This window comes from Pseudomonas paeninsulae, from assembly GCF_035621475.1.
Taxonomy (GTDB): domain Bacteria; phylum Pseudomonadota; class Gammaproteobacteria; order Pseudomonadales; family Pseudomonadaceae; genus Aquipseudomonas; species Aquipseudomonas paeninsulae.
Window position 1 is genome coordinate 991,264 of sequence record NZ_CP141799.1, and the last position, 23,520, is coordinate 1,014,783.

Below are 23,520 nucleotides of genomic sequence, written 5' to 3' on the forward strand. Positions count from 1 at the left end.
TGGCGCTGGACGCCCCCAGCTAGGCGCCCCCGACTCGGCGTCCCCGCCGCTCTTACGTCCGGCGAGGCTGCACATGAAAATGGGATCTACGTGTTAACCGAGACAGCATCCTACGGAGTGAGCAATGAGCAAGTTGCAATGCATATCCCCCATCGACGGCTCGGTGTATGTCGAGCGCGAGCTGGCCACGGGCCGTGAAATCCAGGCGGCCCTGGCCACGGCCGCGTTGGCGCAGAAGGGCTGGCAGCAGACCTCGCTGGTCGAGCGGGTGGCTATCGGCCGCCTAGCTATCGCCGCCTTCGCCGCCAGGGAAGAGCAGCTCGCCGAGGAACTGTGCTGGATGATGGGCCGGCCGATCCGCTACGCCGCCGGCGAGATTCGTGGCTTCGTCGAGCGCGCCAGCCATATGGTCGATATCGCCGAGAGCGCCCTGGCCGATATCCAGTTGCCCGACCAGCCCGGCTTCACCCGCTTTATTCGCCGCGAACCGCTTGGCGTGGCCCTGGTCATCGCGCCCTGGAACTACCCTTATCTGACGGCGGTGAACGCGGTAATGCCGGCGCTGCTGGCCGGCAATGCGGTGCTGCTCAAACACTCGGCGCAGACCCCGCTGTGCGCCGAGCGCATGGTCGAGGCCTTCAGCGAAGCCGGCCTGCCGGATGGGGTATTCCAGTACCTGCACATGAGCCACGCCGATACCGAGCAGCTGATCCAGGCCCCGGCGATCCAGCACGTATCCTTCACCGGCTCGGTGCCGGGCGGCGCCATGGTCGAGCGCGCGGCGGCAGGGCGCTTCATCAGCGTCGGCCTGGAACTGGGCGGCAAAGACCCGGCCTACGTGCGCGCCGATGCCGACCTGGCGCATGCGGTGGCAACCACTATCGACGGCGCTTTCTTCAACTCCGGCCAGTCCTGCTGCGGTATCGAGCGCATCTACGTGCATGAGTCGCTGTACGACGCCTTCGTCGAACAGGCGGTGGCGCTGGTCAGGCACTACAAACTGGGCCGCTCCGACGATCCGGAAACCACCCTCGGCCCGCTGGTGCGCAGCGAGGCGGCGGATTTCGTCCGCCGGCAGATCAACGAGGCCGTGGCCCAGGGCGCGGTCGCCCATATCGACCCGGCCAGCTTTGCCCTCGATCGGCCCGGCTCGGCCTACCTGGCGCCGCAGGTGCTGACCGACGTCTTCCACGGCATGCGGGTGATGACCGAGGAATCCTTCGGTCCGGTGGTCGGCATCCAGAAGGTCAAGGACGACGAGGAGGCCGTGGCGCTGATGAACGATAGCGAGTTTGGCCTCACCGCCGCGATCTTCAGCCGCGATGTCGAGGCCGCCCTGGCCCTGGCCGAGCGGGTCGAGGCCGGCAGCGTATTCCTCAACCGTTGCGATTATCTCGACCCGGCCCTGGCCTGGAGCGGGGTGAAAAACTCCGGGCGCGGTTGCAGCCTGTCGAGCATCGGCTACGAGCACCTGACCCGGCCGAAATCCTTCCACTTCAAGACCCAGTTGTGAGGCGTCCCATGGACCTGAATCAATACCGCATGAACTGGAACTACCCGACCTCGATCCGCATCGGCGCCGGGCGCATCACCGAACTGCCGCAAGCCTGCCGCGCCCTCGGCATGAGCGCGCCGCTGCTGGTTACCGACCCCGGCCTGGCCGCCCTGTCGATGATCGACCACGCCCTGCTGCAGTGCCGCGACGACGGCCTCAAGGCCGGGCTGTTTGCGGCGATCAAGGGCAACCCCACCGGGCAGAACGTCACCGACGGCGTCGCCGCCTTCAAGGCCGGCGGCCATGACGGAGTGATCGCCTTCGGCGGCGGCTCGGCGCTGGACGCCGGCAAGGCCATCGCCCTGATGGTCGGCCAGAGCCGCCCGCTGTGGGATTTCGAAGACGTGGGCGATAACTGCAACCGCGTCGACGTCGCCGGCATGGCTCCGCTGGTGGCGGTGCCGACCACCGCCGGCACCGGCTCGGAAGTCGGCCGCGCCTCGGTGATCACCGACGACGCCGAGCACATCAAACGCATCATCTTCCACCCCAGGATGCTCCCGGCCCTGGTCATCCTCGACCCGCAACTGAGCATCGGCCTGCCGCCGAAGATCACCGCCGCCACCGGCATGGACGCCCTGTCGCACAGCCTTGAGGCCTACTGCTCGCCGCTGTTCCACCCCATGGCCGAGGGCATCGCCCTGGAAGGCATGCGCCTGGTCCAGCAGTACCTGCCGCGCGCGGTGGCCAAGGGCAGCGATGTCGAGGCCCGCCTGCAAATGCTGGTGGCCTCGACCATGGGCGCCACCGCCTTCCAGCGCGGTCTCGGCGCGATGCACGCCCTGGCCCATCCAATCGGCGCGCTGTACGACGCCCACCACGGCCTGCTCAATGCGGTGCTGATGCCCTACGTGTTGCAAGCCAACCGCGCCAGCATCGAGCCACAAATGGAACGCCTCGCGCGCTACCTCAACCTGCCCAGGCTAGGTTTTATCGGCGTACTCGACTGGGTGCTGCACCTGCGCAACGAAGTCGGTATCCCCCACAGCCTGGCCGAGATCGGCATCGACAACAGCCGCATCGAGCAGATCGGACAAATGGCCGCAGTCGACCCCTCGGCTGGGACCAACCCGATTGCCTTTAGCGCGAGTGAGTACAGTCGGCTGTTCGAGAAGGCGTTGCACGGGAACCTATAGGGTGGAGTGAATTCAAGCGGGAGGCAGATGACATGCTTGCGAGACCTTGAGCGCAAAGGATGGAGGGTCTGAGACGCGTAGGGCGGCCGGAGCGTCGGCCGCCCATGAGCGGCACCTGGCCAAGCAAAGCGCCCGCTGACGGCGGCAGTAATCAGCAAGCAGTTTCACGTGGTTGTGGTGAGCGCCAAGCACTGTCGGAACAGGCGAGTCCTGCAGCGGAACAAGGCCGATAACAAGTCTGATCCCCGTGATCGATTGAGCGCTTGGCCGCCGTTGCGCGAACTACAGAGTGGCCAGGGTGGCAACGCCCAACACAGGCCGGATATACGAATGCAACCGCACTGACGACAGGGCTGGAAGAGCGTTACTCACTGCTTGCGGGGGAGAGTCCATATACGCATTGTTAGGCCACAACTTCACTGTTTGTGTAGGCGGCCGGCAGAAGCTCAAGGTTCTTCTGCATCATTGAGGCAACTCTGGCAGGTAATTTTTCTAGATCAATTTGAGCTGCAATACTATTAATTTCTTGAGGGCTGTTCGCATGAGCTAGAAGATTTATTGCAGTGCAAGAGGTCGAAAACCACGGGTAGCAGGCACGCATATGCTCTGCCAATTGTTCTTGATCATTAAATTGCGCGATTTTCAGCAATGCCAATTGGTCGTCAGTACAGTTTTCTGGGGCCAGTCCTCTGAGGTGAATTGATTTCGACCCCATGGCAAGGTACTTCCATTTATTTAGAATTTTTAGCGTGGACTTCGCATAGTAGTTCTCATCACGTTTGTTCACCTTCCCTGTTTCTCTTGCACGAATACTCGCTACGCCGAGCATAAAGCGAAATAGTGCGCGGTTGAAATACCAATCTGATGGTTGAGCCTGGGAAAATCGTGACAAGTGATCTGCGATATTTAATGGAAGCGTCTCATAGAAATAGAAGAAATAGCTTGTGGGTCTTCCATTGCGAAACATGAATTTGTTGTCGTTAGAATTATCACGCTTCTTGGAGTTGTAGAAGTGGCTTGCGCAAACTCCGTTTTCTGTGGAGTTGTCTCCGCCTCGAGCAGCAGGAATAATGTGATCAACCCAGTCAATGCCATAAGTTGGGCTGACACCATAGTCGAGCATCCAAAGGCTTTTCCCAGAAAAGGCACAAACGCCACGATCACGGACGAAGATTTCTGCTTTTTGTGCATCACTGAATTCTAAGCGCATGATTTGGGGCCTAACGTTTGGTTAAGGGGCGGGCTTTAGCCCGTCCCAGTGAGCGAAGCGAACGATTTGAACCAGTTGTTATGTTAATCACCTTTGTCTACTTGGTGCTGGCCAGAGCAAAAGTAACATCTATATTCGATTGAACCGTCATCCATAGACCATGTATCCATTTCATCGGAAGGTGAAGGTGCGCCGCAGCAATCACATGGGACTTCAATCTCACCGCTTTCTTCATTTTTACAGAAGGTGCATTTGTACCCAGTACTGGACTCACGATTAGGAATCATTGTGTTGTTGTTGCATTCGGGGCATAAATATACATTCCACTCGACAAATGCATAGTGTTTGGGTCTGATGCCCCTAAAGGTTTCAGACTCTTGCTCTTTAACTTCTCGGGTGGCTTCTCTCAAAAGCTGAGTGTATTCATCGGCTAGCATTTCAAAGATGTGAAATCTATCCTTTCCGATTTCGTTCTCTAGATCCATTAGGCTGAAAATATCAAGAAACTCAATTACGCCTCTAACTAAACGACCGAGACAAAGCCGAACCTCCTTAGGCTCAAGTTTGAATTGGAAGTGCTCAATATTGTTTCTCAGTCCTTTAATCCATTCGATGTCGCTACAAAACGCAGTGTCAACAAAGTTAACGCCTGTAATTTTGCATTTCTCGCACTTTGCAAATTCCAACGCTTGATCAAGAGTGATTGTGTGGGGGCTGCTATCCGAAGCTATAAGTGACTTAAGATCAAATTTTTCTTCCGTGATTTTTTCAAAGGCTTCTAGAATACTTGTCTTTTCTTCGTTGGCCTTTTTGGCAACGTGCCGATAGCATTTTGAGAAAACAAGGTTCTCATCCACGGAGATTATGTATATTTTTAATATTAATTCTAGGAAGTGAGATGCGTGCAGAATTGCGAACTTATACGATTTGGCATTGCCGCTCTCGCCTTGTTCGAATTTTTCTAGGGCCTCATTGAAACTGTCTAAGGCATTTTCTTTGATGTCTAGTTCATAATCCATGATCTTCGCCTAAGACATAACGTTCGAGGTGAGCGACACGAAGTGTTCGCTCTAGTGAGTAGTTATCCGACGATTTGCACTCGCCCGCGAAGCGGGCAGGTAAATGCAGGGCGGTTGCAGGAGCTGAGTGCAACACGGTTATTGAATTGAAGCGGGCGCATCATGTTGCATCGTCATCGCTTTTTCCATCATCTCTGACATCACCTCAATTGGGCACTTCCAGTTGAAGCGCTTACGTGGACGAATGTTCAACTCATAAGCGATGGCATCCAGCTGTTCCTGGCTACATACAGACAAGTCCGTGCCCTTGGGCAGATACTGGCGAATCAGGCCATTGATGTTCTCGTTGCTGCCGCGCTGCCAGGGGCTGTGCGGGTCGCAGAAGTAGATTGCCACCCCTGTTTTCTGGGTGATCTCAGCATGCCGGGTCATTTCCCTGCCCTGGTCGTAGGTCATGCTCTTGCGCACAGCCAGCGGCATCCGGTTGAGGGCCGCACTGAAACCCTCAACCGCCGAAGTTGCCGTTGCATCGTTCATCTTGATCAGCATCAGGTAATTGCTACTGCGCTCGTTCAGCGTGCCCACAGCAGAGGCGTTGGCCTTGCCTTTGATCAGATCACCTTCCCAGTGCCCCGGCATCAAGCGGTCTTCAATCTCTGGCGGACGCAGATGGATGCTCACCATCTCCGGGATCTGGTTGCGCCGATCAACGCCCCCTGCACGCGGCCTACGCGTACTCTTGCCCTGGCGCAGGCACTGGATCAGCTCCTTGCGCAGCTCGCCCACAGGCAGGGCATAGACCGCGCTGTAGATCGTCTCGCGGCAAACGTAAGCATCTTCAAAACTGGGAATATCCATGCTGCGCAGCTTGCCGGCAATCTGTTCGGGAGAGAAGTTTTTTCGCAGCAACTCCACCACCAACTCAAGCAGTTCGCTGCCCGGCACTAGCTTCTTTTGCGGGCGACACGCCTCTCGACGTTGACGCATATGCCCCTGGGCCGTAGGTGCGTGATAGATGCCGTTGGAGCCGGTGTTACGTCGCAGTTCACGACTGATCGTGGAGCGGTTGCGACCAAGTGCTTGGGCAATTGCTTGCTGGCTCATGCCATGCAACCGACCCACTTGAATCGTGGCGCGCTCTTCAATGCTGAGTTCGTGATATTCCATTGGGCCGCACCTTACCGGAAAGGTCAGGTGTTGCACTCAGTTTCCGCGGCCGCCCAGGTAAAATTCAAGGGGGGGAAATCAGAAAACAGCGGCTTCCAGCGAAACCAAACAGCGCTGTTTGCCTTAACAGCAGTTAGGCGACAGCGCTGTTTGGTTTCGCTTAATAGCATATTTTTTGCTTTTTGGTCACCTTGATTCCATGTCATTTACGTGTCCTTGGACGCCGATTTCACTATCGTTGGGTAACTATAATTAGGCGACACATCATGTCGCGTTTAAAGGCGACATTGTGTCGTATAACATTCCTTGTCGTCCTTTAAGTCCTTGTCTAACCTTGGCTTGTCGCAGGAAACGCGACATCACACAGGGAGAAACGCGACATGGATGACGCCAAGCCCAAACTGCTGGAGCAGGTGCGCCAGCAGATTCGGCTCAGAAACTATTCCATTCGGACCGAGGCTGTCTATGCCGAATGGGTCAAGCGCTATATCCGCTTTCACCACTATCGCCACCCGGCCGAGATGGGGGCGCCTGAGGTTGAGGCGTTTTTGACCCATCTGGCGGTCAACCGCAATGTGGCGGCGGCGACGCAGAATTAGGCCCTGGCGGCGTTGTTGTTCCTCTACAAGAAAGTAATGAAGGTCGACCTGCCCTGGCTGGAGGGGATAGTACGAGCCAAGAAGCCCGTTGAGCAGCACAGGGGACACGATTTACGCTGCAACTCTTCACCGAGATATCCGTGGTCTCCTATTACCCGGACGGTCAAGGCCGACAGGCTGCTAGCGGTGATTCAGGCAGGCTACCGCCGCCCCTGCGCATAACGGGGCTGGCGACTGAATGGTCAAAAATACGGGGAGTGGCGGCGGTCCTTTCCGGGCAGGCGGGGTTGGCTGGCATTCCCTTGGTTTGAGCGAGCATAGTGCAGTGTGTCGCTCGAGCCAAACCAAGGCTTCTGGGGGCTGGCAACGCACCCCCCCCGGCGCGAACATCTGGAGCCGGCCTCGCGACGGCGGTCAATATGTTCACAACTTCTAAGGCCTGGGGTGCCCAGCACCTGCAGCTTGCACTCGAGGTCGGACCTACTCAACCGACTGAAAGTTAGCGTAATTCATCCAGAAAGACCGCGTTGTCAGCCCTTAAACAGGCCATTTCCGGGTCGTAATGGCTGTTGTAGCGCGCCGCCGGTTAGCGTAACCGGATAACAGTCATCTCCTTGAACAATCTCTCGGTGGTAGCGCGTACTCGCGAAGCTGTACGTTGTCTTGCCACAAATGGCGGACTGTTCGCTTCGCGCCTGAGCGGCCGGCGTTCCGGTCCGCCCTACCCGAGCCGGGCACGCGCCACGCCACATGTGCTGTGGATAGCTGATCCGCCTTGCTCATGAAGTTTGGTTGGTGCTTGAATTCGCGGGCAAGCCCGCTCCGCCAAAAGCATCGGCACATGCAGTACATAACGGGTACATAGCCGTTAAGTTGGGCTACGGCAGTAGCTCCATACCTGTAGGGCGGGGCGGCCTCGAACTCAGCGTTTGAATAAGGGCAGAGGGTTGATTGCCGTGCCCTTCCACCACCGCTTCTCGGGACCCAGTTCGAAAATGGCGAAATGCAGGTGCGGTGCAAGCGGGTTGGCGTTGCCAGTGGCGCCGACGTAACCGAGCAGGTCGCCGCGCTTGAGCTCCTGGCCCTCCACCAGATCCGCCGCGTAGCTGTCCAGGTGGGCGTAGTAATAAGCGAAGGTGCCGCTCGTATCGTATTGGTAGACGGTGAGGCCGCCGGGCACGCTGTCGAAGAGTTTCACCACTTTGCCATCGTCGACCGCGACCACCGGGGTTTTGAGCGGCGCCATGATGTCGAGCGCTTCGTGGATTCGGTCGGTGCCGCGCTTGTCGTTGAAGGTGTCGCTCAGTTGCGCCGCGGTTATGCCGGTCACGGGAATCAGCAGCGCGCCGGGGTGCACCTGCAAGGGCTCGACGGGCTTTGTCTGCACGCGGGCTTCCTCGATCGCCGGGGGCGGGGTGCTCGGTGCAATGTCGCTCGGCTCCTGGGTAATCGGGCTGTCAGTCGGGGGCTCGGTTGGCGGTGCTTCCGGCATCTCGATGGGCGTCGCCTTGGCGCTGGTTGTGCGGGTGGTTATTACGCTCGCAACCTGAGCCGTCGCCGGTGCGGCCTGTGTGGTATCTGGCTCCTGCGCGCTGGGCGCGACAGCTGCCGGCGTAGGCTGCACGGGTTCGCCATGGGCTGCTACGGACTGCGTGATGACCGCCACGCCAGGCGTGGCGATGTCGTTCTGCAGGACATAGAACAGGCCCGCGGCGCCAACGAGAGCGCCGGTTGCGAAAGTCAGAATGCTCTTCATGGCGGGGTCTGTTTACTCTTGCAAAAGGGCGGGTAGCCCGGGCTTGACTGCATGCCCCATCGCTGTGACGTTCCAGTTGGTGAGGCGGATGCAGCCGTGCGATTGAGTCTTGCCGATCTTCGACGGCTCCGGCGTGCCATGGATGCCGTAATGCGGCTTGGACAAGGCGACCCAGGCGACGCCGACGGGGTTGTTCGGGCCGGCCGGGATGGTCGCCTTGGCGTGGCCGGGGTTGGCGTCCCAGAACAGCTCGGGGTTGTATTGGAACACTGGATTTCTGGCCACACCGAGGATCTTCCAGTCGCCGAGTGGCAGCGGATCGCGCCCGCTACCGGTGGAGGCGGGGAATTGCGCGATGATGGCATCTGCGGCATCGAAGAGGGTGACGGTCGAGTCGGACTTGTCGACGACCACCCGTGCAGCCTTGGGCAGGGGCGCGGCGTCGGCGAGGTTGGGTACGACGATGGCCTCGCCGGCGCGACTCAGATCTTTGCCCGGATTCAGTAGTGTCAGCAGCCTGGGGCTGGCGTGAAATTTCTCGCCGAGCGCTTCTGTCAGGTCGCGGTAACCCAGGGTTGTCAGCGTGGCCTTGTCCATCATGTCGGCTGGAATCTGCTGGAAGGGCCCGGCGGCGTCGGTGTCGGTGATGGTATAGGAAACGAGCACTGGCTCGACGTCGGCGTTGAGTGCAACCCAGGTGGCTTCGTCCATGACGCCGCTGACTGGCAGGCCGTTGTTTTTCTGGAAGCCACTGATGGCGATACGGGTGTTCGAGCCGAAACTGGCGTCGATCTCGCCCGGAAAGAAGCGCGCGCGATCGAGCAGGATCTGCGCGCGCAGCACTGCGACGTTGTGCTGCTTCGGGCCGACTTCACCGCGCAGGCTGGCGTCGTTGGCGAACTCGGCGGTGAGCGGCAGCGCAGCTACGCTGACCTCGGTTGTGAGTGGTTCAGCGCTAGCGAATGCCAACGGTACGGCCGCTGCCTGAAGGGCCAGGGTGATGGCGCAGGTGAGCATGGTTGTTGTGTTCAAGATGCGATCCTCAAGCGAACAAACAGGGCGAACTTCAGCGTGTCTGAGCAAGCTCGGCACACGTTCAGCGTGTTGCGGGGAATCGACGTGCCATTAATGCACAGTAATGGCGGTTACAGGCGTGAGTGGTAGTGAAAGACGCCCGGTTGCTGCGGACGCGCTCGATCTTTTCACTGGTGTGTCGTGCAAGACGGCTATTGCGTGTAGTGGTGCATCCCTCTGCTCAAGCACCAGACATCGCCTCACGCATGGCTGCATGAGGCGGTTGAGTGAGCTGTTCGCAATAGTCTTTGGATCAGGCCCGCGGGGATGAGTTCCCCGTGGGCCGTCAGCGCAGCGTTGATGCGAGCGGCTCAGCCTACTCGGTCTGCGCGGCTTGCATCGCTTCATAAGCCGGTGCGGCATAGATGCCGATTTCCACGGCCAATTCCAGCACCCGTGCCAGGTCGCTTCTATACACCAGCACAGCTTGCAGCTCGTCATCCAGCGGTTCGCTGAAATCGACCAGTACATAGCCTTGGGTTTCCGCTGACAGGCTGCCGAGTTGCACCTGGATGCGGTTCAGCGCTTTCAGCGGCTCGACCTTGACCAGCTGCTTGGGCTTGAGCACGAAGCTGACTTGCTGGCCGAAGGAGTCGACGATCTGCTGGAACAACTGGTCGTAGCTATCGGCCTGGAACAGCACGGTATCTGGCAGGCTGCCGACCGCCACCCACTCGCCGAGCGGGATCGGAAAGCTGTCGTCGTAGTTGATGTCCGGGTTGGCCGCGAGGAAGGCCTGCGGGTAGGCGTAGGCCAGGGCCGCCTCGTCGGCAATGCGCGCGACGTCTTCGGCCAGCATGCAGCCCGAGCTTATCTTGCTGATCAACTCTTCGAGCTGGGCTTTCATGTGGACATTCCTGAGGAAAAAAAGGGCGCCAAGGATAGCTCAAGCGCTGTCATGTCGCTCGGGCTCTGGCCTTCAGGGTGGGAGGCGCGGGGCAGGTTGGCAGCGTTGCCGCACACCATGGGTGTTAGCCAGCGTGCGCTGCCGACTAATAGCTGAGTCACCGAGGGTCTTTCAACCCCCAGGTACCTGAGTGCCGAGGAATCGGTATTCGCCGGCACAGGGTCCATCAACACCGAGCCAACCGGGAAGGGTGCCTGCATCTGGACACTCGACTGCTCCGTGGATACCGGGAAGGCGACCTTGATGCTGGCCACGCAAGGACGAGTCCCAGGTGGTCGATCTGCGTCAGGCAATGGCTACTCGGATGATCAGCGTGCATGGAGAATGCGAAGCTGCCCCGGTCTTCAGTTAGGGCGTGGGGAGTAGGGCTGTTTCGGGGAGGTATGTCTTCAGCAGCCAGTAGATGGCCGGGAGAACCTGGTCTCGGGTCAAAGGCAACCCGAAACCAGGAGAAGGCTTATATACCGAGGTGTTTTTTCACCGCGTCCAGGCCATTCTTGCCGTCAATGGTGGTTACGTCGGCCAGCCAGGTGTCGAGCCATTGAGGGTTGTTTTTGATCCAGTCCCTAGCCACGTCGTTGGGATCTTCTTTCTGCATGATCCGATCCATCAACGCAGCTTCCATCTCAACCGTGTACTTCATGTTTGAGACAAGTTTCGCCGCATTCGGGCAGCGTTGATCATAGTCCGTAGCGGTAATGGTATAGACCTCGGCTGCGCCTAAGTTCGGACCAAAATAATCATCTCCGCCCGCAAGGTAGGTCATATCAAACTGCAGGTTCATCGGGTGCGGGGCCCAGGCGAGAAAAACGATAGCCTCCTCCTTCTTGATCGCGCGGGCCACCGCTACCCGCATGGCTGCCTCGCTCGACTCAATATGCGTGAACTCACCCAGGTCGAATTTGTTTTCGCCGATGATTTTATTGATTTGCTTATTACCGCCGGAGCCCGCTTCAATGCCATAGATCCTGCCGTCGAGTTCTTCCTCGAATCGGGCAATGTCGGCGAAATTTTTCAGGCCCTTTTCATATAGATAAGTCGGCACGGCAAGGGTGTACTTGGCGCCGCGCATGTTGGGTTCTGCTGAAATCTTTACAGATTTTTTATCGCGGAATGGTTTAACTGTTTCGTCGGTGGACGGGGACCAATAGTCAAGATAAACGTCCATTTGCTTCTTTTGGATAGACGCCAAGGTGATAGGCAAGGAAACCATGGTTTTCTTCGGCTTATAGCCAAGCGCCTCAGACAACACCACCAGTACACTATTGTTGGCCGCGTTATCGACCCAGCCTATATCGGCTATGCGCATGGTTTTGCATGAGCTTTGCTCTTGCGCTAGAAGGTCTCCGGCGCTGAAGCATAGGAGCGTACTCATCAGTGCGGGAATTATTTTTATAGTCATGTTATTCCTCTGTGCTTATGTGAGGCGAAAGAGTGTTTTTCGCTTGGTTTAAGTGCGCTGCAAGTGCTGAGTGGTTCTATTCGAAGTATTTATTGGCTTGGCTGATGGTGCGGTTCAAACGTTTCGTATTTTTTATATCATCCGATAGTGGGCGTGAATGTTTAAGCTGCCTATCAATAAATGTATTGCCTTTGAGGCTGTTTTTTTTATGGCTGGCATGCTCAGTGGCGGACATAGGGTCGTAGCCCTGGCCGCCTCAGTCGAGATTAAACCAGGCAGATTTGCTCTGGGTGTAACCGAGCAGGCACTCGAAGGACTTGTCGCGTGTATTGCCTGATTGCTTATAGCCGCCAAAGGGTTGGGTCATGTCGCCATCCCCAAAGCAGTTAACCCAGATCACCCCGGCTTCAATCGAGCGCACCATGCGATGGGCCGTCTTCAGGTCTTGTGTCCAGACGCTGGCCGCCAGTCCGTAGATGGAGTCGTTGGCAATGGCGATGGCTTGCGCTTCGTTGTCAAAGCTCATCACCGAGGCTACCGGGCCGAATATTTCTTCCCGGGCGATGCTCATGTTTTGATCTACGCCGGTAAACAGCGTTGGCGTTACATACGCTCCCTGTTCCATGCCCGCTGGGGCGCATCCGCCCAACGCAAGATGGGCACCCTCCGCGCTGCCTTGCTTGATCTTCTCTAGTACGCCTTGCTGGTGGGCGCGGGTGACCACTGGCCCCAGGGTCGTTGCTGGATCCAGCGGGTCGCCCGGTTGATAGGCCTTGCTGCTGCGTTCGACAAACCTTTCCACGAAGGCGTCATGAATGTCGCGATGCACCAGCAGCCGGGAGCCGGCGTTACACACCTGACCCGCATTGTCGAAGATGCCGCCGTAGGCACGTTCCACTGCCGCATCGAGGTTTTCGAGGTCGGCCATGAATATTTGCGGGCTCTTGCCACCGGTTTCCAGCGCCACGCGTTTGAGATTGGACTGGCCGGCATAAATCATGATTTGTTTGCCGACCGCAGTTGAGCCGGTAAAGCTGATTTTGGCTACATCCATATGCAGGGCCAGTGCTTTGCCTGTAACGGGGCCGTCACCGTTGACCACGTTGAACACCCCTGGTGGGCCACCGGCTTCGATGAACAACTGGGCCAGTCGCAGGCAGCTCAAGGGTGCTTGTTGTGCCGGCTTCAGCACCACGCAGTTACCCGCCGCCAGTGCCGGGGCCACCTTCCATGAAGCCATCAGCAGTGGATAGTTCCAGGGCGAGATGGCGCCGATAATGCCCAGGGGCTCGCGCTGGATCATATGCAGCGCTTCGGGGGCAGTATTGGTGACGACGCCGTCGATTTTGTCGATGCACTCGGCGTAATAACGATACGTGTTGACGACTTCGGGCAGGTCGATGGTCAGGGCATCGGTAATCGGCTTGCCCATGTCCAGGGTTTCCAGCAAGGCCAGCTCGGCGGCGTTTCTCTCTATCAGGTCGGCCAGGCGCATGAGAATGCTCATGCGCGTGCGCGGCGCCATGTGCCGCCAATGTCCGCTGTGCCAGGCGAGTTTGGCGCAAGCCACGGCGCGATTGATATCGTTCTCGTCGCCGTAAGCAACCGAAGCCAGTACTTCGCCGGTGGCTGGGTTAATGCTGTCGAAACGATTGCCTTTAAGTGCCTCGACAAAGTGACCGTCGATAAACAGTCCGGTTTCGATCTTCAGATTCTTCGCCAGACTGCACCAGTCATGCTGACGCAGGGTCTCGGGTGTTACTGCCACTAGCGCTTCGGTCGACATGGTTCAGTCCTTGGTTGCGTGTAGAAGAAGGCCGCGACCTGCAAGTGCATGCGATCGCTGCAGGCAAAGGGTCGCGCGGCCAGTGACGCGTGACCCTTGGCTGGATGACCTAAGCGTTGCGGCCCGGCGGCACGACTTCGGCACCTTGCTCTTCCGGTTCGTAGTCCACCAACTCTGCTGGGAACCCTGGTGCAAGTACCTGCAGGTCGCAGGCTTCTTCCAGCCGCTTGACGATGTTTGAGGACCACTCGCGTGCGCCAAAGCGCTGCTGACCGTCTTTGAAGATGTCCAGGATGAGAGGGGAAATCTCCAGTGGTACGCCCAGCTGGTTGGCCAGCGAGTCGAACAGGCCGACGTCTTTGATCACCAGGTCCATGGTGAAATTGACATCGCGACTGCCGTTGAGGATCAGCTGAGATTCGGTCTCATGGACAAAGGAGTTGCCGGAAGAAATACGGATCGCTTCATAGGTGGTGCCCAGGTCCAGCCCGGCTTTTTTGCAGACCACCAAGGCTTCCGCCAAGGCGCACAGGTGCGTGGTGGCCAGGTAGTTGGTCATCACCTTGAGTACCGATGCAGAACCGATATCGCCGGTGTGTAGCACGCGCCGACCGAGGGTCGACAGCACCGGAAGTACGCGCTCGAAGGCGGCGCGTGAACCGCCGGCAAAAATTGAAATATTGCCGGTGGCGGCGCGGTGGCAGCCGCCGGAAACCGGGCAGTCCATGGCCAGCGCGCCGGTCGCTTCCACCAGGGCGCCGAGGCGACGTACCTCGGCGTCATCGGTGGTGCTCATCTCCAGCCAGATTTTGCCGGTTGTCAGGCCATGAACCAGGCCGTCTTCGGCTTCCATCACCTTGGAGCAGGCGGCCGGAGACGGCAGGCAGGTGATAATCAGATCAACTTTTTCTGCGAGCTCTTTGGGCGAGTCGGCCCAGTGAGCCCCTTTATCCAGGAAGGACTGCGCCAACTCAGGGTCCAAGTCGCGCACCGTGAGGTCATAACCATTACGCAGCAAACTTCCAGCGAGTTTGCCACCGACATTACCGAGGCCAATAAATCCTACTTTCATATAACCCTCTTATTTATTTCTGCTGTGAAGTTGTGGGCAAAGGTTGCTCGAGACTCAGCTGCCTGGTGAAGACCACGTTGCTCGGCATGGGCCTCTTCTGCTCGTCAATCAGCGTGAGGATGTCGACGGCTCGGAAGCCAAACTATTACCTGTGACAGGAGGGGACAATTGAGATGTTTTTTACGGACTGGTAAAAAAAATCTACCATTCGCGATCTGGCGCCGGATATATTTTGGGCACGGTCGAGGGCGCGAGTAGTCGCGTTGGTTTGCAGGTTTGAGGTGTGATGATGGCGAGCGGTATCGATTTGCGGAAACTGCCCCCTCTGAAGTCGCTGAAGGGGTTCGAGGCGACAGCGCGGCTGGGCAGTGTAAGGGGCGCGGCCGAAGAGCTGAATCTGACTCACCCTGCGATTACGCACCAGATGCAGGTTCTGGAGGCTGACCTCGGGGTGAAACTGTTTGCTCGTAAAGGGCGCAGTCTGATTCTGACCCCGGAAGGCGAACGCTATTACCCTTACGTGCTGGCCGCGCTTGAGCAGCTGCTTGAAGGCGGCGCGGCGATCCGGCACATGGCGTCAGCGCCTGCACTGCGCGTACAGACCTACATCAGCTTTGCGATCTGTTGGCTGGCGCATCGATTGACGCACTTTCGAACACTGCACCCGGAAATCGAGTTGCGTTTGGCTACCTCTGGTGCCGGCTGGGATTTCGACGAAGACAGTGCGGACATTGGGGTGATCTATCGCAGCGAACCTATCCCTGCGCACCTGCATTGGGTGAAGCTGTTCGATTCCAGATTCTTCCCGGTTTGCAGCCCAACGTTGTTAGCTGATAAAGCAACGCAGTTACGCCCCAAAGACCTCGCGCGCTATCCGTTGATTGCGGTTAACTCCGAGGATAGGTACTGGAACTGGAGTCAATGGTTTGAGTCTGCCGGGCTGAAGATGGCCAGCAGGGCGGTGCCGATTGTGGTCGATACCCTGGCCATGTCGCTGGAGATGGCCATCAATGGCGAGGGGATTGCGCTGGTCAATGGGCCGCTTGCCGATAACGATCTGCGTTCAGGGCGGTTAGTTAAACCGGTCGAGCATTTTGCCGAGGGCCAGGGGCAGTGGGGGATTATTTGTAGAAAGGAAATCCAGCATGACCTTCGGGTCGTGAGCCTGACTAACTGGTTGCTAGAAGTCAGCAAAACATAGGCGGCCACCTGAGTTTCGCCCCGTTTGCCTAGGCGGTGCTGAGGTCCCCAAAAAACGCGCCTTCGAGCTGGGCTTTCAGCGGTGCGGTCCTGTGGGGCTGTTGCATAGTGGGCGCAAGGATAAGGGAGTGCGGTGTATTGACGCTCAGAAAGTAGCCGGAGGCAATCCGGTGGAGGCAGTGAGGGATAGGTTTTGTCGGATCGCATCCTGCGACTAAAACTGGGTAGGGTGGATGACGCAGACGTTGTCGATGAACATGGGGGCTTCGGCTCGATGACTCAGCGCAACTGCGCTTCGGCCAGGGTGCGGCTGCGCGCAATGCGGCTGACGTCCCAGTGGCTGCTCGCCCAGGTCAGCAGCTCGGGCGGGCGAGCGTGCTCCAGTTCGGCAGGCAGCTCTTGGCCCAGGGCGCGTAACGCGCGAACCAGCAGTGGCGCGGCCTGGTCGGTTGGCAGCGGTGGCGAGCGGTAGGACTTGCCCAGTTTGTGGCCGTCCGGCTGGATGATCAGCGGTACGTGCAGGTAGCGTGGTTGCACCAGGCCGAGCAGTTCCTGCAGGTACAGCTGGCGCGGGGTGGAATCGAGCAGGTCGGCGCCGCGCACCACGTCGGTGACGCCCTGCCAGGCATCGTCGAGCACCACCGCCAGTTGGTAGGCGTACAGCCCGTCGCGGCGGCGAATGACGAAGTCGCCGACCTCGCGGGCCAGGTGCTGGCGGTATTCGCCTTGCACGCGGTCGATAAAGTCGTAGCTCAGCTCCGGCACGCGCAGGCGGATCGCGGCGTTCTGTGGTGCGTGCCCGGCATCGCGGCAGGTGCCGGGGTAGATGCCGTGGTAGCCCTCCAGTTGCTTGCGCGAGCAGGTGCAGGCATAGGCCAGGCCCTGCTGCAGCAAGCGCTCGACCAGTGCCTGGTACTCTGCATCCCGCTGGCTTTGCCGCACCACTTCGCCGTCCCAGTGCAGGCCGTAGCTTTCCAGGGTGCCGCGGATCGCCTCTTGCGCGCCGGGTACTTCACGCGGCGGGTCGAGATCTTCCATGCGCAGTAGCCAGCGACCGCCGACCGCGCGCGCGTCGAGGTAGGACGCCAGCGCCGCGACCAATGAGCCGAAGTGCAGGTAACCACTGGGGGTAGGGGCGAAGCGACCGATATAAGCGGGAACGTTCATACGGGCGAATATAGAGGCATATGCGGGGGAAAGGAGAACTATTGCAGCTGAAGCGGGGTGCCGCCCAACGGATCGCCGGCCGGCCGTTGCCACTGGGGCAGATCGGGGTAGCGCAGGAGCAGAAACAACACGGGGCGCCGAAGCGCCCCGTGGGTAAGGTCAGGAACCGACCTGTTTTTCTTTGATTTCCGCCAGAGTCTTGCAATCGATACACAAGGTGGCGGTGGGGCGGGCTTCCAGTCGGCGGATGCCGATCTCGACGCCGCATGAGTCGCACCAGCCGTAATCGTTGTCGTCGATCAGTTGCAGCGTTTCGTCGATCTTCTTTATCAGTTTGCGCTCACGATCACGAGCACGCAGTTCCAGGCTGAATTCTTCTTCCTGGCTGGCGCGGTCCGCTGGATCGGGGAAGTTGGCCGCTTCGTCCTGCATGTGGTGCACAGTACGGTCGACTTCCTGCATCAACTCCAGCTTCCACTTGTTGAGGATGCCGGTGAAGTGGGTGCGCATCGGCTCACCCATGTACTCCTCACCCTTTACTTCTTTATAGGGTTCGAAGCCACGAATCAGTTGGCTGCTTTTTGCTTTTTCTTTTACTTTGGTGGGCATGGATGACCGCCTCTCACTCTCTCTAATCCACTGCGCAGGATGTTATCCATTGCCGGAAATGTTCGGCCCTGCGGCTGCAAGCGGGCGAACTTACCAGAACAATACCCGCAGCGCTACTCCCGGTTGTCGTGGTTGCTGCCGTTTCGCTCATACCTTAGGTAGAATCCGCGCCTCAACCTCTATCAAGGCAGGTCCATGGCCCCGTCCTACAGTGCGCGCAGCCGCGCCATCGAACCCTTTCATGTCATGGCCTTGCTGGCTCGCGCCAACCAGTTGCAAGCCGCCGGTGTCGATGTCATCCATCTGGAGATCGGTGAGCCGGACTTCACCACCGCCGCGCCGATCGTCGCTGCCGGCCAGGCCGCCCTGGCAGCCGGGCATACCCGCTATACCGCTGCGCGAGGAATACCGGCCCTGCGTGAAGCGATTGCCGGCTTCTACGAACAACGTTATCGACTGAGCATAGACCCTGAGCGAATTTTGATTACCCCAGGTGGCTCCGGCGCATTGTTATTGGCCACCAGTCTGTTGGTCGACCCAGGCAAGCACTGGCTGCTGGCCGACCCGGGCTATCCGTGCAACCGACATTTCCTGCGCCTGGTCGAAGGCGCCGCGCAGCTTGTTCCGGTGGGGCCGGAGGTGCGTTATCAACTGACCGCGGATCTGGTTGCGCGCTATTGGGACAAGGACAGCGTCGGCGCGCTGGTTGCCTCGCCAGCCAACCCGACCGGTACGTTGCTGTCCCGCGAGGAGTTGGGCGGGCTGTCCCGCGCGCTGAAAGAACGCGGTGGCCATCTGGTGGTCGACGAGATCTATCACGGCCTGACCTATGGCGTGGACGCCAGCAGCGTGCTGGAAGTGGACGACGAAGCCTTTGTGCTCAACAGCTTCTCCAAATACTTCGGCATGACCGGCTGGCGTCTCGGTTGGCTGGTGGCACCGCAGGCGGCGGTGGCCGATCTGGAGAAGCTGGCGCAGAACCTCTATATCAGCGCGCCGAGCATGGCCCAGCATGCCGCGCTGGCCTGTTTCGAGGCGTCGACCCTGGAGATTCTCGAGCAGCGCCGGCATGAATTCGCCCGCCGCCGCGATTTTTTGCTGCCGGCGTTGCGCGAGCTGGGCTTCAAGATTGCCGTTGAGCCCGAAGGCGCCTTCTATCTATATGCCGACATCAGCGCCTTTGGCGGCGATGCTTTCGCCTTCTGTCAGCACTTCCTGGAAACCGAGTATGTGGCCTTCACCCCGGGGCTGGATTTCGGTCGTCACCTGGCCAGCCAGCATGTGCGCTTCTCCTACACCCAGGATCTGCCGCGCCTGCAACAGGCCGTCGAGCGGATTGCCCGTGGCCTGAAAAGCTGGCGTCCCGATGCGCTTTGAGCCGCCGCTGGAGCAGGGCCGACTGCTGCGTCGTTACAAACGCTTTCTGGCCGATATCGAAACCGCAGATGGCGAGCTGCTGACCATTCATTGTCCCAACACTGGCTCGATGCTCAACTGCATGAGTGACGGCGCGCGGGTCTGGTTCAGTCGCACCAATGATCCAAAGCGCAAGCTGCCGGGTACCTGGGAAATCGGCGAAACGCCGCATGGTCGCCTGGCGGTGATCAATACCGCACGCGCCAACGGCCTGGTCGAAGAGGCGCTGCGTGGCGGACTGATCACTGAACTGGCCGGTTTCAGCGCCTTGAAGCGTGAAGTGCCCTATGGCCAGGAGCGCAGCCGCATCGATTTTCGTCTGGATTACCCGCACGGCGCGGCTTTCGTCGAAGTCAAAAGCGTGACCCTGGGCTATGCCGATAGCCGGGTGGCGGCTTTTCCCGATGCGCGCACCGAGCGCGGCGCCAAGCACCTGCGTGAACTGGCGACGTTGGCGCGAGAGGGGATTCGTGCCGTGCAACTGTATTGCGTCAATCTGGCGGAGATCGATGCGGTGCGCCCGGCCGAAGAGATCGATCCGGCCTACGCCGCGGCCCTGCGTGAAGCGGTCAGTGCCGGCGTCGAGGTGCTGGCCTATGGCGCCCAGATCACCCCGCAGGAAATCCGCCTGGTGCGTCGGCTTGAGGTGCAGTTGTAAAGCCAGAGGGGGTTCGCGCTGGGTTATCGGCCGTTGGGTGTCTCCTTGCTTGCATCCGGGTTGCCAGCATGGTTCGCAGGTGTTCGACAAGGTGTTGTAGCGGATGGGGCTTTTGTGGAAGGGACTTCAGCCGCGACGCTTTTTCTATCGCGGCTGAAGCCCCTCCCACAAGACTGCGCGCGTCAGCCGTGGGCCAGGTGTTGCGTAGGGGCCTGGCCCATGCTCCGTATACGTCCAGAGAGGCTTGCGCATCGGCACCCGGCTTACGCTTCGATCCAGATCCCTTCGTGGTCTTCCTCGCAGGTCAGTGCGTGCAGCGATTGCCCGGCGCAGGGGCCGGCGACGCACTCGCCCGAGTCGATGAGAAACAGTGCGCCGTGGGTGGCGCACTGGATCAGGCTGGCGCTGTGGTCGAGAAACTGGTCTGGCAGCCACTCCAGGGGGATACCCTTGTGCGGACAACGGTTGCGGTAGGCGAATACCTGGCCGTCCTTGCGCACGGCAAACAGCTTTTCGCCGTCAATCACGAAGCCCCGGCTCTGACCTTCGGCCAGCTCATTCGGGGCGCATAAACGCATCATCGGCATCTCCAGAGTAGGCGGGCATTATCCCGGACTGCGCGGGCTTGCCAAGCGCAGTCCGCCCGCAGGCGCAGAAAAACTGGCGCTTGGAATGCCCAGCCGCGCTGGATTGACTGGCGGCCTGCGCCGCAGCCTCTTATCCTGCCAGCCACTCTTTGACCGCAGAAGCCCAGCCCACGCCATGAATCCTGTCATTCAGCCGCGCTCACTGTTTATTGCGCTGAGCCTGTTGCTGGCGCTCGCGCTCTGGTTATCCCTGGCGCTGGGGCCGGTCAGCCTGCCGCTGGCCGATACCTTGCACGCGGCGTTGCGCCTGCTCGGCATGCCTGTGGGTGGCGTCGAACTGGAGCAGGCCGAATTGATCCTCGGGCAGATCCGCATGCCGCGCACCCTGCTGGGTCTGACCGTCGGGGCGGTGCTGGCGCTGTGCGGGGTGGCGATGCAGGGCCTGTTCCGCAACCCGTTGGCCGACCCCGGCCTGGTCGGCGTCTCCAGCGGCGCGGCATTGGGCGCGGCGGTCGCGATTGTCGGTGGCGCGGCGCTGGGCGGCCTGCCGGAGGTCTTCGCGCCTTACCTGTTGTCGTTGTGCGCCTTTATCGGCGGCCTCGGGGTGACTGCCCTGGTCTATCGCCTGGGTCGGCGCGACGGTGAGACCAGCGTGGCGACCATGCTCCTGGCCGGCATCGCCCTGACCGCGTTGGCCGGTGCGGCGATTGGTCTGTTCACTTACCTGGCCGATGACGCCACGCTGCGCACCCTGACCTTCTGGAACCTGGGCAGCCTCAACGGCGCCAGCTATGCGCGGCTGTGGCCGTTGCTGTTAGTCACCCTGGCGGTGGCGCTGTGGTTGCCGCGGCGAGCCAGGGCGCTGAATGCCCTGTTGCTCGGCGAGTCGGAAGCGCGCCACCTCGGTTTTGCCGTGGAGCGGATCAAGCGCGAACTGGTGTTGTGCACCGCCCTCGGCGTCGGCGCCGCCGTGGCGGCGGCGGGGATGATCGGTTTTATCGGCCTGGTGGTGCCGCACCTGATGCGCTTGCTGGTCGGCCCGGATCACCGCGTGCTGCTGCCGGCCTCGGCACTGGCGGGCGCCAGCCTGCTGCTGTTCGCCGATCTGGCCGCGCGGCTGCTGCTGGCGCCAGCGGAACTGCCGATCGGGATCGTCACCGCGTTGATTGGCGCGCCGTTCTTTCTCTATCTATTGCTGCGGGAACGTGCCTGATGCTGCGAGCGGAAAACCTGGCGGTGCAGCGCGGCTCCCGAACTGTATTGACGGATATCGACCTGGAGCTACGCCCTGGCGAAGTGCTCGGTGTGCTCGGCCCCAATGGCGCCGGCAAGAGCACCTTGCTCGGTGCGCTCTGCGGCGAGTTGAGCCCGTCGCACGGCCGGGTATGGCTTGATCAGCGCCACCTCGGTGACTGGCCGGGCGCCGAGCGCGCCCGGCGGCTGGCGGTGTTGCCACAAACCTCGACGCTGAATTTTGCCTTCCGCGTCGAGGAGGTCGTGGCCATGGGCCGGCTGCCCCATGCCAGCGGTCATCTGCGTGATGCGCAGATCATCGGCGAAGCGCTGCAGGCGGCGGATGCCGCTCACCTGGCCGGGCGCAGCTACCTGGCCTTGTCCGGCGGCGAGCGGCAGCGCGTGCACCTGGCGCGGGTGTTGGCGCAACTCTGGCCGGGTGGTGAGGGGCAGATCCTGTTGCTCGACGAACCGACCTCAATGCTCGATCCCTTGCACCAGCACACCACCCTGCAAGCCACCCAGGCCTTTGCCGAACGGGGCGCGGCGGTGCTGGTGATCCTGCATGACCTGAACCTGGCCGCGCGTTACTGCGACCGTTTGCTGTTGCTCGATCGCGGTCGCCCGCATGCGCTGGGCAGCCCGGAGCAGGTCCTGCGCGCCGAGCCACTGCAGGCGGTATTCGGCCTGGAAGTGTTGGTGCAGCGCCATCCTGAACGCGGTCATCCGCTGATAGTCGCGCGTTAAAAGGAGTGTCCATGCGTATTGCCGGCCTATTGTTATTTCTTCTCGCGGGCTGCCAGGCGTCCTTGCCGCCGCTACCGGCCTGGCAAAGCCCGGAAGGACGCGAGCATGCCGAATTGGGACAGATCGTCGAACTGCGCAGCGGTCAGCGCCTGACTCCGCAACAACTGCTCGCGCGCCTGGCGCCGGCTCCGCACGTGCTGGTCGGCGAGCGGCACGACAATCCCGATCACCATGCCTTGCAGCTCTGGTTGTTGCAGGCGTTGGCGGCGCGGCGCGCGCAAGGTAGCCTGCTGCTGGAAATGCTCACGGCGGATCAGCAGGGCAAGGTCGACACCGTGCGCGCACGTTTGGCCGCCGGGCAGCAGGTCGCCGACCTTCCGGCGGCATTGGCCTGGCAGCGGGGCTGGGATTGGTTGCTGTACGGGCCGATCGTGCAGCACGCCCTGGCTCAGCCTTACCCCATGCTGGCGGCCAATCTGCAGCGCTCGGATGTGTTGCAGATTTATCGTCAGCGGCCGGCATTGAGCGGCTCGGCCTCGACCGCACAAAGCGTGCAGGAGGCGCTGCTAACGCAGATCCGCGTCTCCCATTGCGACCAGTTACCGGAAAGCCAGATGCCGGCCATGCTCGCCGTACAGCAGCAGCGTGACCGCCGCATGGCCGAGGCACTGTTGGCAGCACCGCCGCCAAGTCTGCTGCTGGCTGGCGTCTATCATGTGCGCCGTGATCTGGGGGTGCCCTTGCACCTGAGCGACCTGGGCGATAAGGCGGCCAGTCTGGTCCTGATCTTGGCTGAAGTGGGCACGCTGGTCAGCGCCGCAGAAGCCGACTTCGTCTGGTACACCCCGGCGTTGCCGGAGCGGGACTACTGCGCCGATTTCGCCGGCTAAGGCTGTGCACCCTGTTAGCGCGAACCTGTTGGCGCCGCTGGCAAAACCTGCCCCTACCAAGGTCGCGCAGTGCGCCGGGTGAATAATCGGCCACACTTAGCCTCAGGAGGTACGGGCTATGGTCAATCGCACACTGCGGGCACAGCGGCTGGTGGCATTGTTCATGCTGGGTTGTCTGCTGTTCAGCTATCCGTTGCTCGCGCTGTTCGATAGCGGCGGCGAGGTGTTCGGTATTCCGCGGCTGTTTGCCTACCTGTTCGTGGCCTGGGCCCTGCTGATTGTCGCGATGATCCTGGTCGTCGAGTGCTCGAGCCGATGAGGAGGCGCTGC

The 23,520-nt window shown here is 60.3% G+C and carries 23 protein-coding genes; 10 read left to right on the plus strand and 13 right to left on the minus strand.

What is annotated here, in order from left to right:
• The first annotated feature begins 124 nt into the window (after positions 1-124).
• Positions 125-1,513 carry an aldehyde dehydrogenase family protein gene (locus VCJ09_RS04460; RefSeq protein ID WP_324733300.1) on the plus strand — a complete coding sequence of 463 codons (1,389 nt, stop codon included), beginning with the start codon at positions 125-127 and terminating at the stop codon, positions 1,511-1,513.
• 8 nt (positions 1,514-1,521) lie between these two features.
• On the plus strand, positions 1,522-2,691 hold the full coding sequence (locus tag VCJ09_RS04465) for an iron-containing alcohol dehydrogenase (protein ID WP_324733301.1): 1,170 nt from the start codon (positions 1,522-1,524) through the stop codon (positions 2,689-2,691).
• 403 nt (positions 2,692-3,094) lie between these two features.
• Here VCJ09_RS04465 and VCJ09_RS04470 read toward each other — a convergent pair whose 3' ends face one another.
• The 4 genes from VCJ09_RS04470 to VCJ09_RS04485 all read right to left on the minus strand — a co-directional run bounded on the left by VCJ09_RS04470 (position 3,095) and on the right by VCJ09_RS04485 (position 6,293).
• Positions 3,095-3,901 carry an HNH endonuclease gene (locus VCJ09_RS04470; RefSeq protein ID WP_324733302.1) on the minus strand — a complete coding sequence of 269 codons (807 nt, stop codon included), beginning with the start codon at positions 3,899-3,901 and terminating at the stop codon, positions 3,095-3,097.
• 83 nt (positions 3,902-3,984) lie between these two features.
• The gene (locus tag VCJ09_RS04475) at positions 3,985-4,920 is read right to left on the minus strand and encodes a hypothetical protein (RefSeq protein ID WP_324733303.1); all 936 of its coding nucleotides are present in this window, start codon (positions 4,918-4,920) and stop codon (positions 3,985-3,987) included.
• A 138-nt stretch (positions 4,921-5,058) separates the two neighbouring features.
• On the minus strand, positions 5,059-6,087 hold the full coding sequence (locus VCJ09_RS04480; protein WP_324730628.1) for an IS30 family transposase: 1,029 nt from the start codon (positions 6,085-6,087) through the stop codon (positions 5,059-5,061).
• A 23-nt stretch (positions 6,088-6,110) separates the two neighbouring features.
• Entirely contained in the window at positions 6,111-6,293 is a 183-nt protein-coding gene (locus VCJ09_RS04485; RefSeq protein WP_324733304.1) for a hypothetical protein, read from the minus strand.
• Positions 6,294-6,467: 174 nt separating this feature from the next.
• Here VCJ09_RS04485 and VCJ09_RS04490 point away from each other — a divergent pair, with 174 nt between their 5' ends.
• Positions 6,468-6,686: a site-specific integrase gene (locus VCJ09_RS04490; RefSeq protein WP_324733305.1), complete on the plus strand. Its 219-nt coding sequence runs from the start codon at positions 6,468-6,470 to the stop codon at positions 6,684-6,686.
• 922 nt (positions 6,687-7,608) lie between these two features.
• Here VCJ09_RS04490 and VCJ09_RS04495 read toward each other — a convergent pair.
• The 6 genes from VCJ09_RS04495 to VCJ09_RS04520 form a co-directional block, all read right to left on the minus strand.
• Entirely contained in the window at positions 7,609-8,442 is an 834-nt protein-coding gene (locus tag VCJ09_RS04495) for a M23 family metallopeptidase (protein WP_324733306.1), read from the minus strand.
• A 12-nt stretch (positions 8,443-8,454) separates the two neighbouring features.
• Complete coding sequence (locus tag VCJ09_RS04500) at positions 8,455-9,474, minus strand: L,D-transpeptidase family protein (protein ID WP_324733307.1); 1,020 nt, start codon at positions 9,472-9,474, stop codon at positions 8,455-8,457.
• A gap of 358 nt (positions 9,475-9,832) precedes the next feature.
• Positions 9,833-10,363: a hypothetical protein gene (locus VCJ09_RS04505; protein ID WP_324733308.1), complete on the minus strand. Its 531-nt coding sequence runs from the start codon at positions 10,361-10,363 to the stop codon at positions 9,833-9,835.
• A 517-nt stretch (positions 10,364-10,880) separates the two neighbouring features.
• A complete protein-coding gene (gene choX / locus VCJ09_RS04510; RefSeq protein ID WP_324733309.1) occupies positions 10,881-11,825 on the minus strand; it encodes a choline ABC transporter substrate-binding protein in 945 nt (314 codons plus the stop codon).
• 256 nt (positions 11,826-12,081) lie between these two features.
• Positions 12,082-13,611, minus strand: coding sequence for an aldehyde dehydrogenase (locus VCJ09_RS04515; protein ID WP_324733310.1), 1,530 nt, complete (start codon positions 13,609-13,611; stop codon positions 12,082-12,084).
• 109 nt (positions 13,612-13,720) lie between these two features.
• Complete coding sequence (locus VCJ09_RS04520; RefSeq protein ID WP_324733311.1) at positions 13,721-14,683, minus strand: NAD(P)-dependent oxidoreductase; 963 nt, start codon at positions 14,681-14,683, stop codon at positions 13,721-13,723.
• Positions 14,684-14,972: 289 nt separating this feature from the next.
• On the opposite strand from VCJ09_RS04520, the gene VCJ09_RS04525 reads away from it, so the two are divergent.
• The gene (locus VCJ09_RS04525) at positions 14,973-15,884 is read left to right on the plus strand and encodes a LysR substrate-binding domain-containing protein (protein WP_324733312.1); all 912 of its coding nucleotides are present in this window, start codon (positions 14,973-14,975) and stop codon (positions 15,882-15,884) included.
• Between the two features lie 278 nt (positions 15,885-16,162).
• On the opposite strand, the gene gluQRS is transcribed toward VCJ09_RS04525, so the two are convergent.
• Entirely contained in the window at positions 16,163-17,050 is an 888-nt protein-coding gene (gluQRS, locus tag VCJ09_RS04530; protein WP_324733313.1) for a tRNA glutamyl-Q(34) synthetase GluQRS, read from the minus strand.
• Between the two features lie 159 nt (positions 17,051-17,209).
• Positions 17,210-17,659 (minus strand): RNA polymerase-binding protein DksA, encoded by a 450-nt coding sequence (dksA, locus tag VCJ09_RS04535; protein ID WP_324733314.1) that lies wholly within the window; start codon positions 17,657-17,659, stop codon positions 17,210-17,212.
• Between the two features lie 195 nt (positions 17,660-17,854).
• Here dksA and VCJ09_RS04540 point away from each other — a divergent pair, with 195 nt between their 5' ends.
• The gene (locus tag VCJ09_RS04540) at positions 17,855-19,036 is read left to right on the plus strand and encodes a pyridoxal phosphate-dependent aminotransferase (RefSeq protein ID WP_324733315.1); all 1,182 of its coding nucleotides are present in this window, start codon (positions 17,855-17,857) and stop codon (positions 19,034-19,036) included.
• Complete coding sequence (sfsA, locus tag VCJ09_RS04545) at positions 19,026-19,733, plus strand: DNA/RNA nuclease SfsA (RefSeq protein WP_324733316.1); 708 nt, start codon at positions 19,026-19,028, stop codon at positions 19,731-19,733. The genes VCJ09_RS04540 and sfsA overlap by 11 nt, the downstream gene beginning before the upstream one ends.
• A 263-nt stretch (positions 19,734-19,996) precedes the next feature.
• On the opposite strand, the gene VCJ09_RS04550 is transcribed toward sfsA, so the two are convergent.
• Complete coding sequence (locus tag VCJ09_RS04550; RefSeq protein WP_324733317.1) at positions 19,997-20,314, minus strand: Rieske (2Fe-2S) protein; 318 nt, start codon at positions 20,312-20,314, stop codon at positions 19,997-19,999.
• A gap of 181 nt (positions 20,315-20,495) precedes the next feature.
• Here VCJ09_RS04550 and VCJ09_RS04555 point away from each other — a divergent pair, with 181 nt between their 5' ends.
• The 4 genes from VCJ09_RS04555 to VCJ09_RS04570 all read left to right on the plus strand — a co-directional run bounded on the left by VCJ09_RS04555 (position 20,496) and on the right by VCJ09_RS04570 (position 23,509).
• A complete protein-coding gene (locus VCJ09_RS04555; RefSeq protein WP_324733318.1) occupies positions 20,496-21,533 on the plus strand; it encodes a FecCD family ABC transporter permease in 1,038 nt (345 codons plus the stop codon).
• The gene (locus tag VCJ09_RS04560; RefSeq protein ID WP_324733319.1) at positions 21,533-22,300 is read left to right on the plus strand and encodes a heme ABC transporter ATP-binding protein; all 768 of its coding nucleotides are present in this window, start codon (positions 21,533-21,535) and stop codon (positions 22,298-22,300) included. The genes VCJ09_RS04555 and VCJ09_RS04560 overlap by 1 nt, the downstream gene beginning before the upstream one ends.
• Before the next feature lie 11 nt (positions 22,301-22,311).
• Entirely contained in the window at positions 22,312-23,190 is an 879-nt protein-coding gene (locus VCJ09_RS04565) for a ChaN family lipoprotein (protein ID WP_324733320.1), read from the plus strand.
• 118 nt (positions 23,191-23,308) lie between these two features.
• On the plus strand, positions 23,309-23,509 hold the full coding sequence (locus tag VCJ09_RS04570; protein WP_324733321.1) for a hypothetical protein: 201 nt from the start codon (positions 23,309-23,311) through the stop codon (positions 23,507-23,509).
• Positions 23,510-23,520 lie beyond the last annotated feature (11 nt).

What these genes read in the sequence shown, in the direction of transcription:
- VCJ09_RS04460 (WP_324733300.1), top strand. Translation starts at nt 125, where the DNA reads ATGAGCAAGTTGCAATGCATATCCCCCATCGACGGCTCGGTGTATGTC.
- VCJ09_RS04465 (WP_324733301.1), top strand. Translation starts at nt 1,522, where the DNA reads ATGGACCTGAATCAATACCGCATGAACTGGAACTACCCGACCTCGATC.
- VCJ09_RS04470 (WP_324733302.1), bottom strand. Translation starts at nt 3,901, where the DNA reads ATGCGCTTAGAATTCAGTGATGCACAAAAAGCAGAAATCTTCGTCCGT.
- VCJ09_RS04475 (WP_324733303.1), bottom strand. Translation starts at nt 4,920, where the DNA reads ATGGATTATGAACTAGACATCAAAGAAAATGCCTTAGACAGTTTCAAT.
- VCJ09_RS04480 (WP_324730628.1), bottom strand. Translation starts at nt 6,087, where the DNA reads ATGGAATATCACGAACTCAGCATTGAAGAGCGCGCCACGATTCAAGTG.
- VCJ09_RS04485 (WP_324733304.1), bottom strand. Translation starts at nt 6,293, where the DNA reads ATGACATGGAATCAAGGTGACCAAAAAGCAAAAAATATGCTATTAAGC.
- VCJ09_RS04490 (WP_324733305.1), top strand. Translation starts at nt 6,468, where the DNA reads ATGGATGACGCCAAGCCCAAACTGCTGGAGCAGGTGCGCCAGCAGATT.
- VCJ09_RS04495 (WP_324733306.1), bottom strand. Translation starts at nt 8,442, where the DNA reads ATGAAGAGCATTCTGACTTTCGCAACCGGCGCTCTCGTTGGCGCCGCG.
- VCJ09_RS04505 (WP_324733308.1), bottom strand. Translation starts at nt 10,363, where the DNA reads ATGAAAGCCCAGCTCGAAGAGTTGATCAGCAAGATAAGCTCGGGCTGC.
- choX (WP_324733309.1), bottom strand. Translation starts at nt 11,825, where the DNA reads ATGACTATAAAAATAATTCCCGCACTGATGAGTACGCTCCTATGCTTC.
- VCJ09_RS04515 (WP_324733310.1), bottom strand. Translation starts at nt 13,611, where the DNA reads ATGTCGACCGAAGCGCTAGTGGCAGTAACACCCGAGACCCTGCGTCAG.
- VCJ09_RS04520 (WP_324733311.1), bottom strand. Translation starts at nt 14,683, where the DNA reads ATGAAAGTAGGATTTATTGGCCTCGGTAATGTCGGTGGCAAACTCGCT.
- VCJ09_RS04525 (WP_324733312.1), top strand. Translation starts at nt 14,973, where the DNA reads ATGGCGAGCGGTATCGATTTGCGGAAACTGCCCCCTCTGAAGTCGCTG.
- gluQRS (WP_324733313.1), bottom strand. Translation starts at nt 17,050, where the DNA reads ATGAACGTTCCCGCTTATATCGGTCGCTTCGCCCCTACCCCCAGTGGT.
- dksA (WP_324733314.1), bottom strand. Translation starts at nt 17,659, where the DNA reads ATGCCCACCAAAGTAAAAGAAAAAGCAAAAAGCAGCCAACTGATTCGT.
- VCJ09_RS04540 (WP_324733315.1), top strand. Translation starts at nt 17,855, where the DNA reads ATGGCCCCGTCCTACAGTGCGCGCAGCCGCGCCATCGAACCCTTTCAT.
- sfsA (WP_324733316.1), top strand. Translation starts at nt 19,026, where the DNA reads ATGCGCTTTGAGCCGCCGCTGGAGCAGGGCCGACTGCTGCGTCGTTAC.
- VCJ09_RS04550 (WP_324733317.1), bottom strand. Translation starts at nt 20,314, where the DNA reads ATGATGCGTTTATGCGCCCCGAATGAGCTGGCCGAAGGTCAGAGCCGG.
- VCJ09_RS04555 (WP_324733318.1), top strand. Translation starts at nt 20,496, where the DNA reads ATGAATCCTGTCATTCAGCCGCGCTCACTGTTTATTGCGCTGAGCCTG.
- VCJ09_RS04560 (WP_324733319.1), top strand. Translation starts at nt 21,533, where the DNA reads ATGCTGCGAGCGGAAAACCTGGCGGTGCAGCGCGGCTCCCGAACTGTA.
- VCJ09_RS04565 (WP_324733320.1), top strand. Translation starts at nt 22,312, where the DNA reads ATGCGTATTGCCGGCCTATTGTTATTTCTTCTCGCGGGCTGCCAGGCG.
- VCJ09_RS04570 (WP_324733321.1), top strand. Translation starts at nt 23,309, where the DNA reads ATGGTCAATCGCACACTGCGGGCACAGCGGCTGGTGGCATTGTTCATG.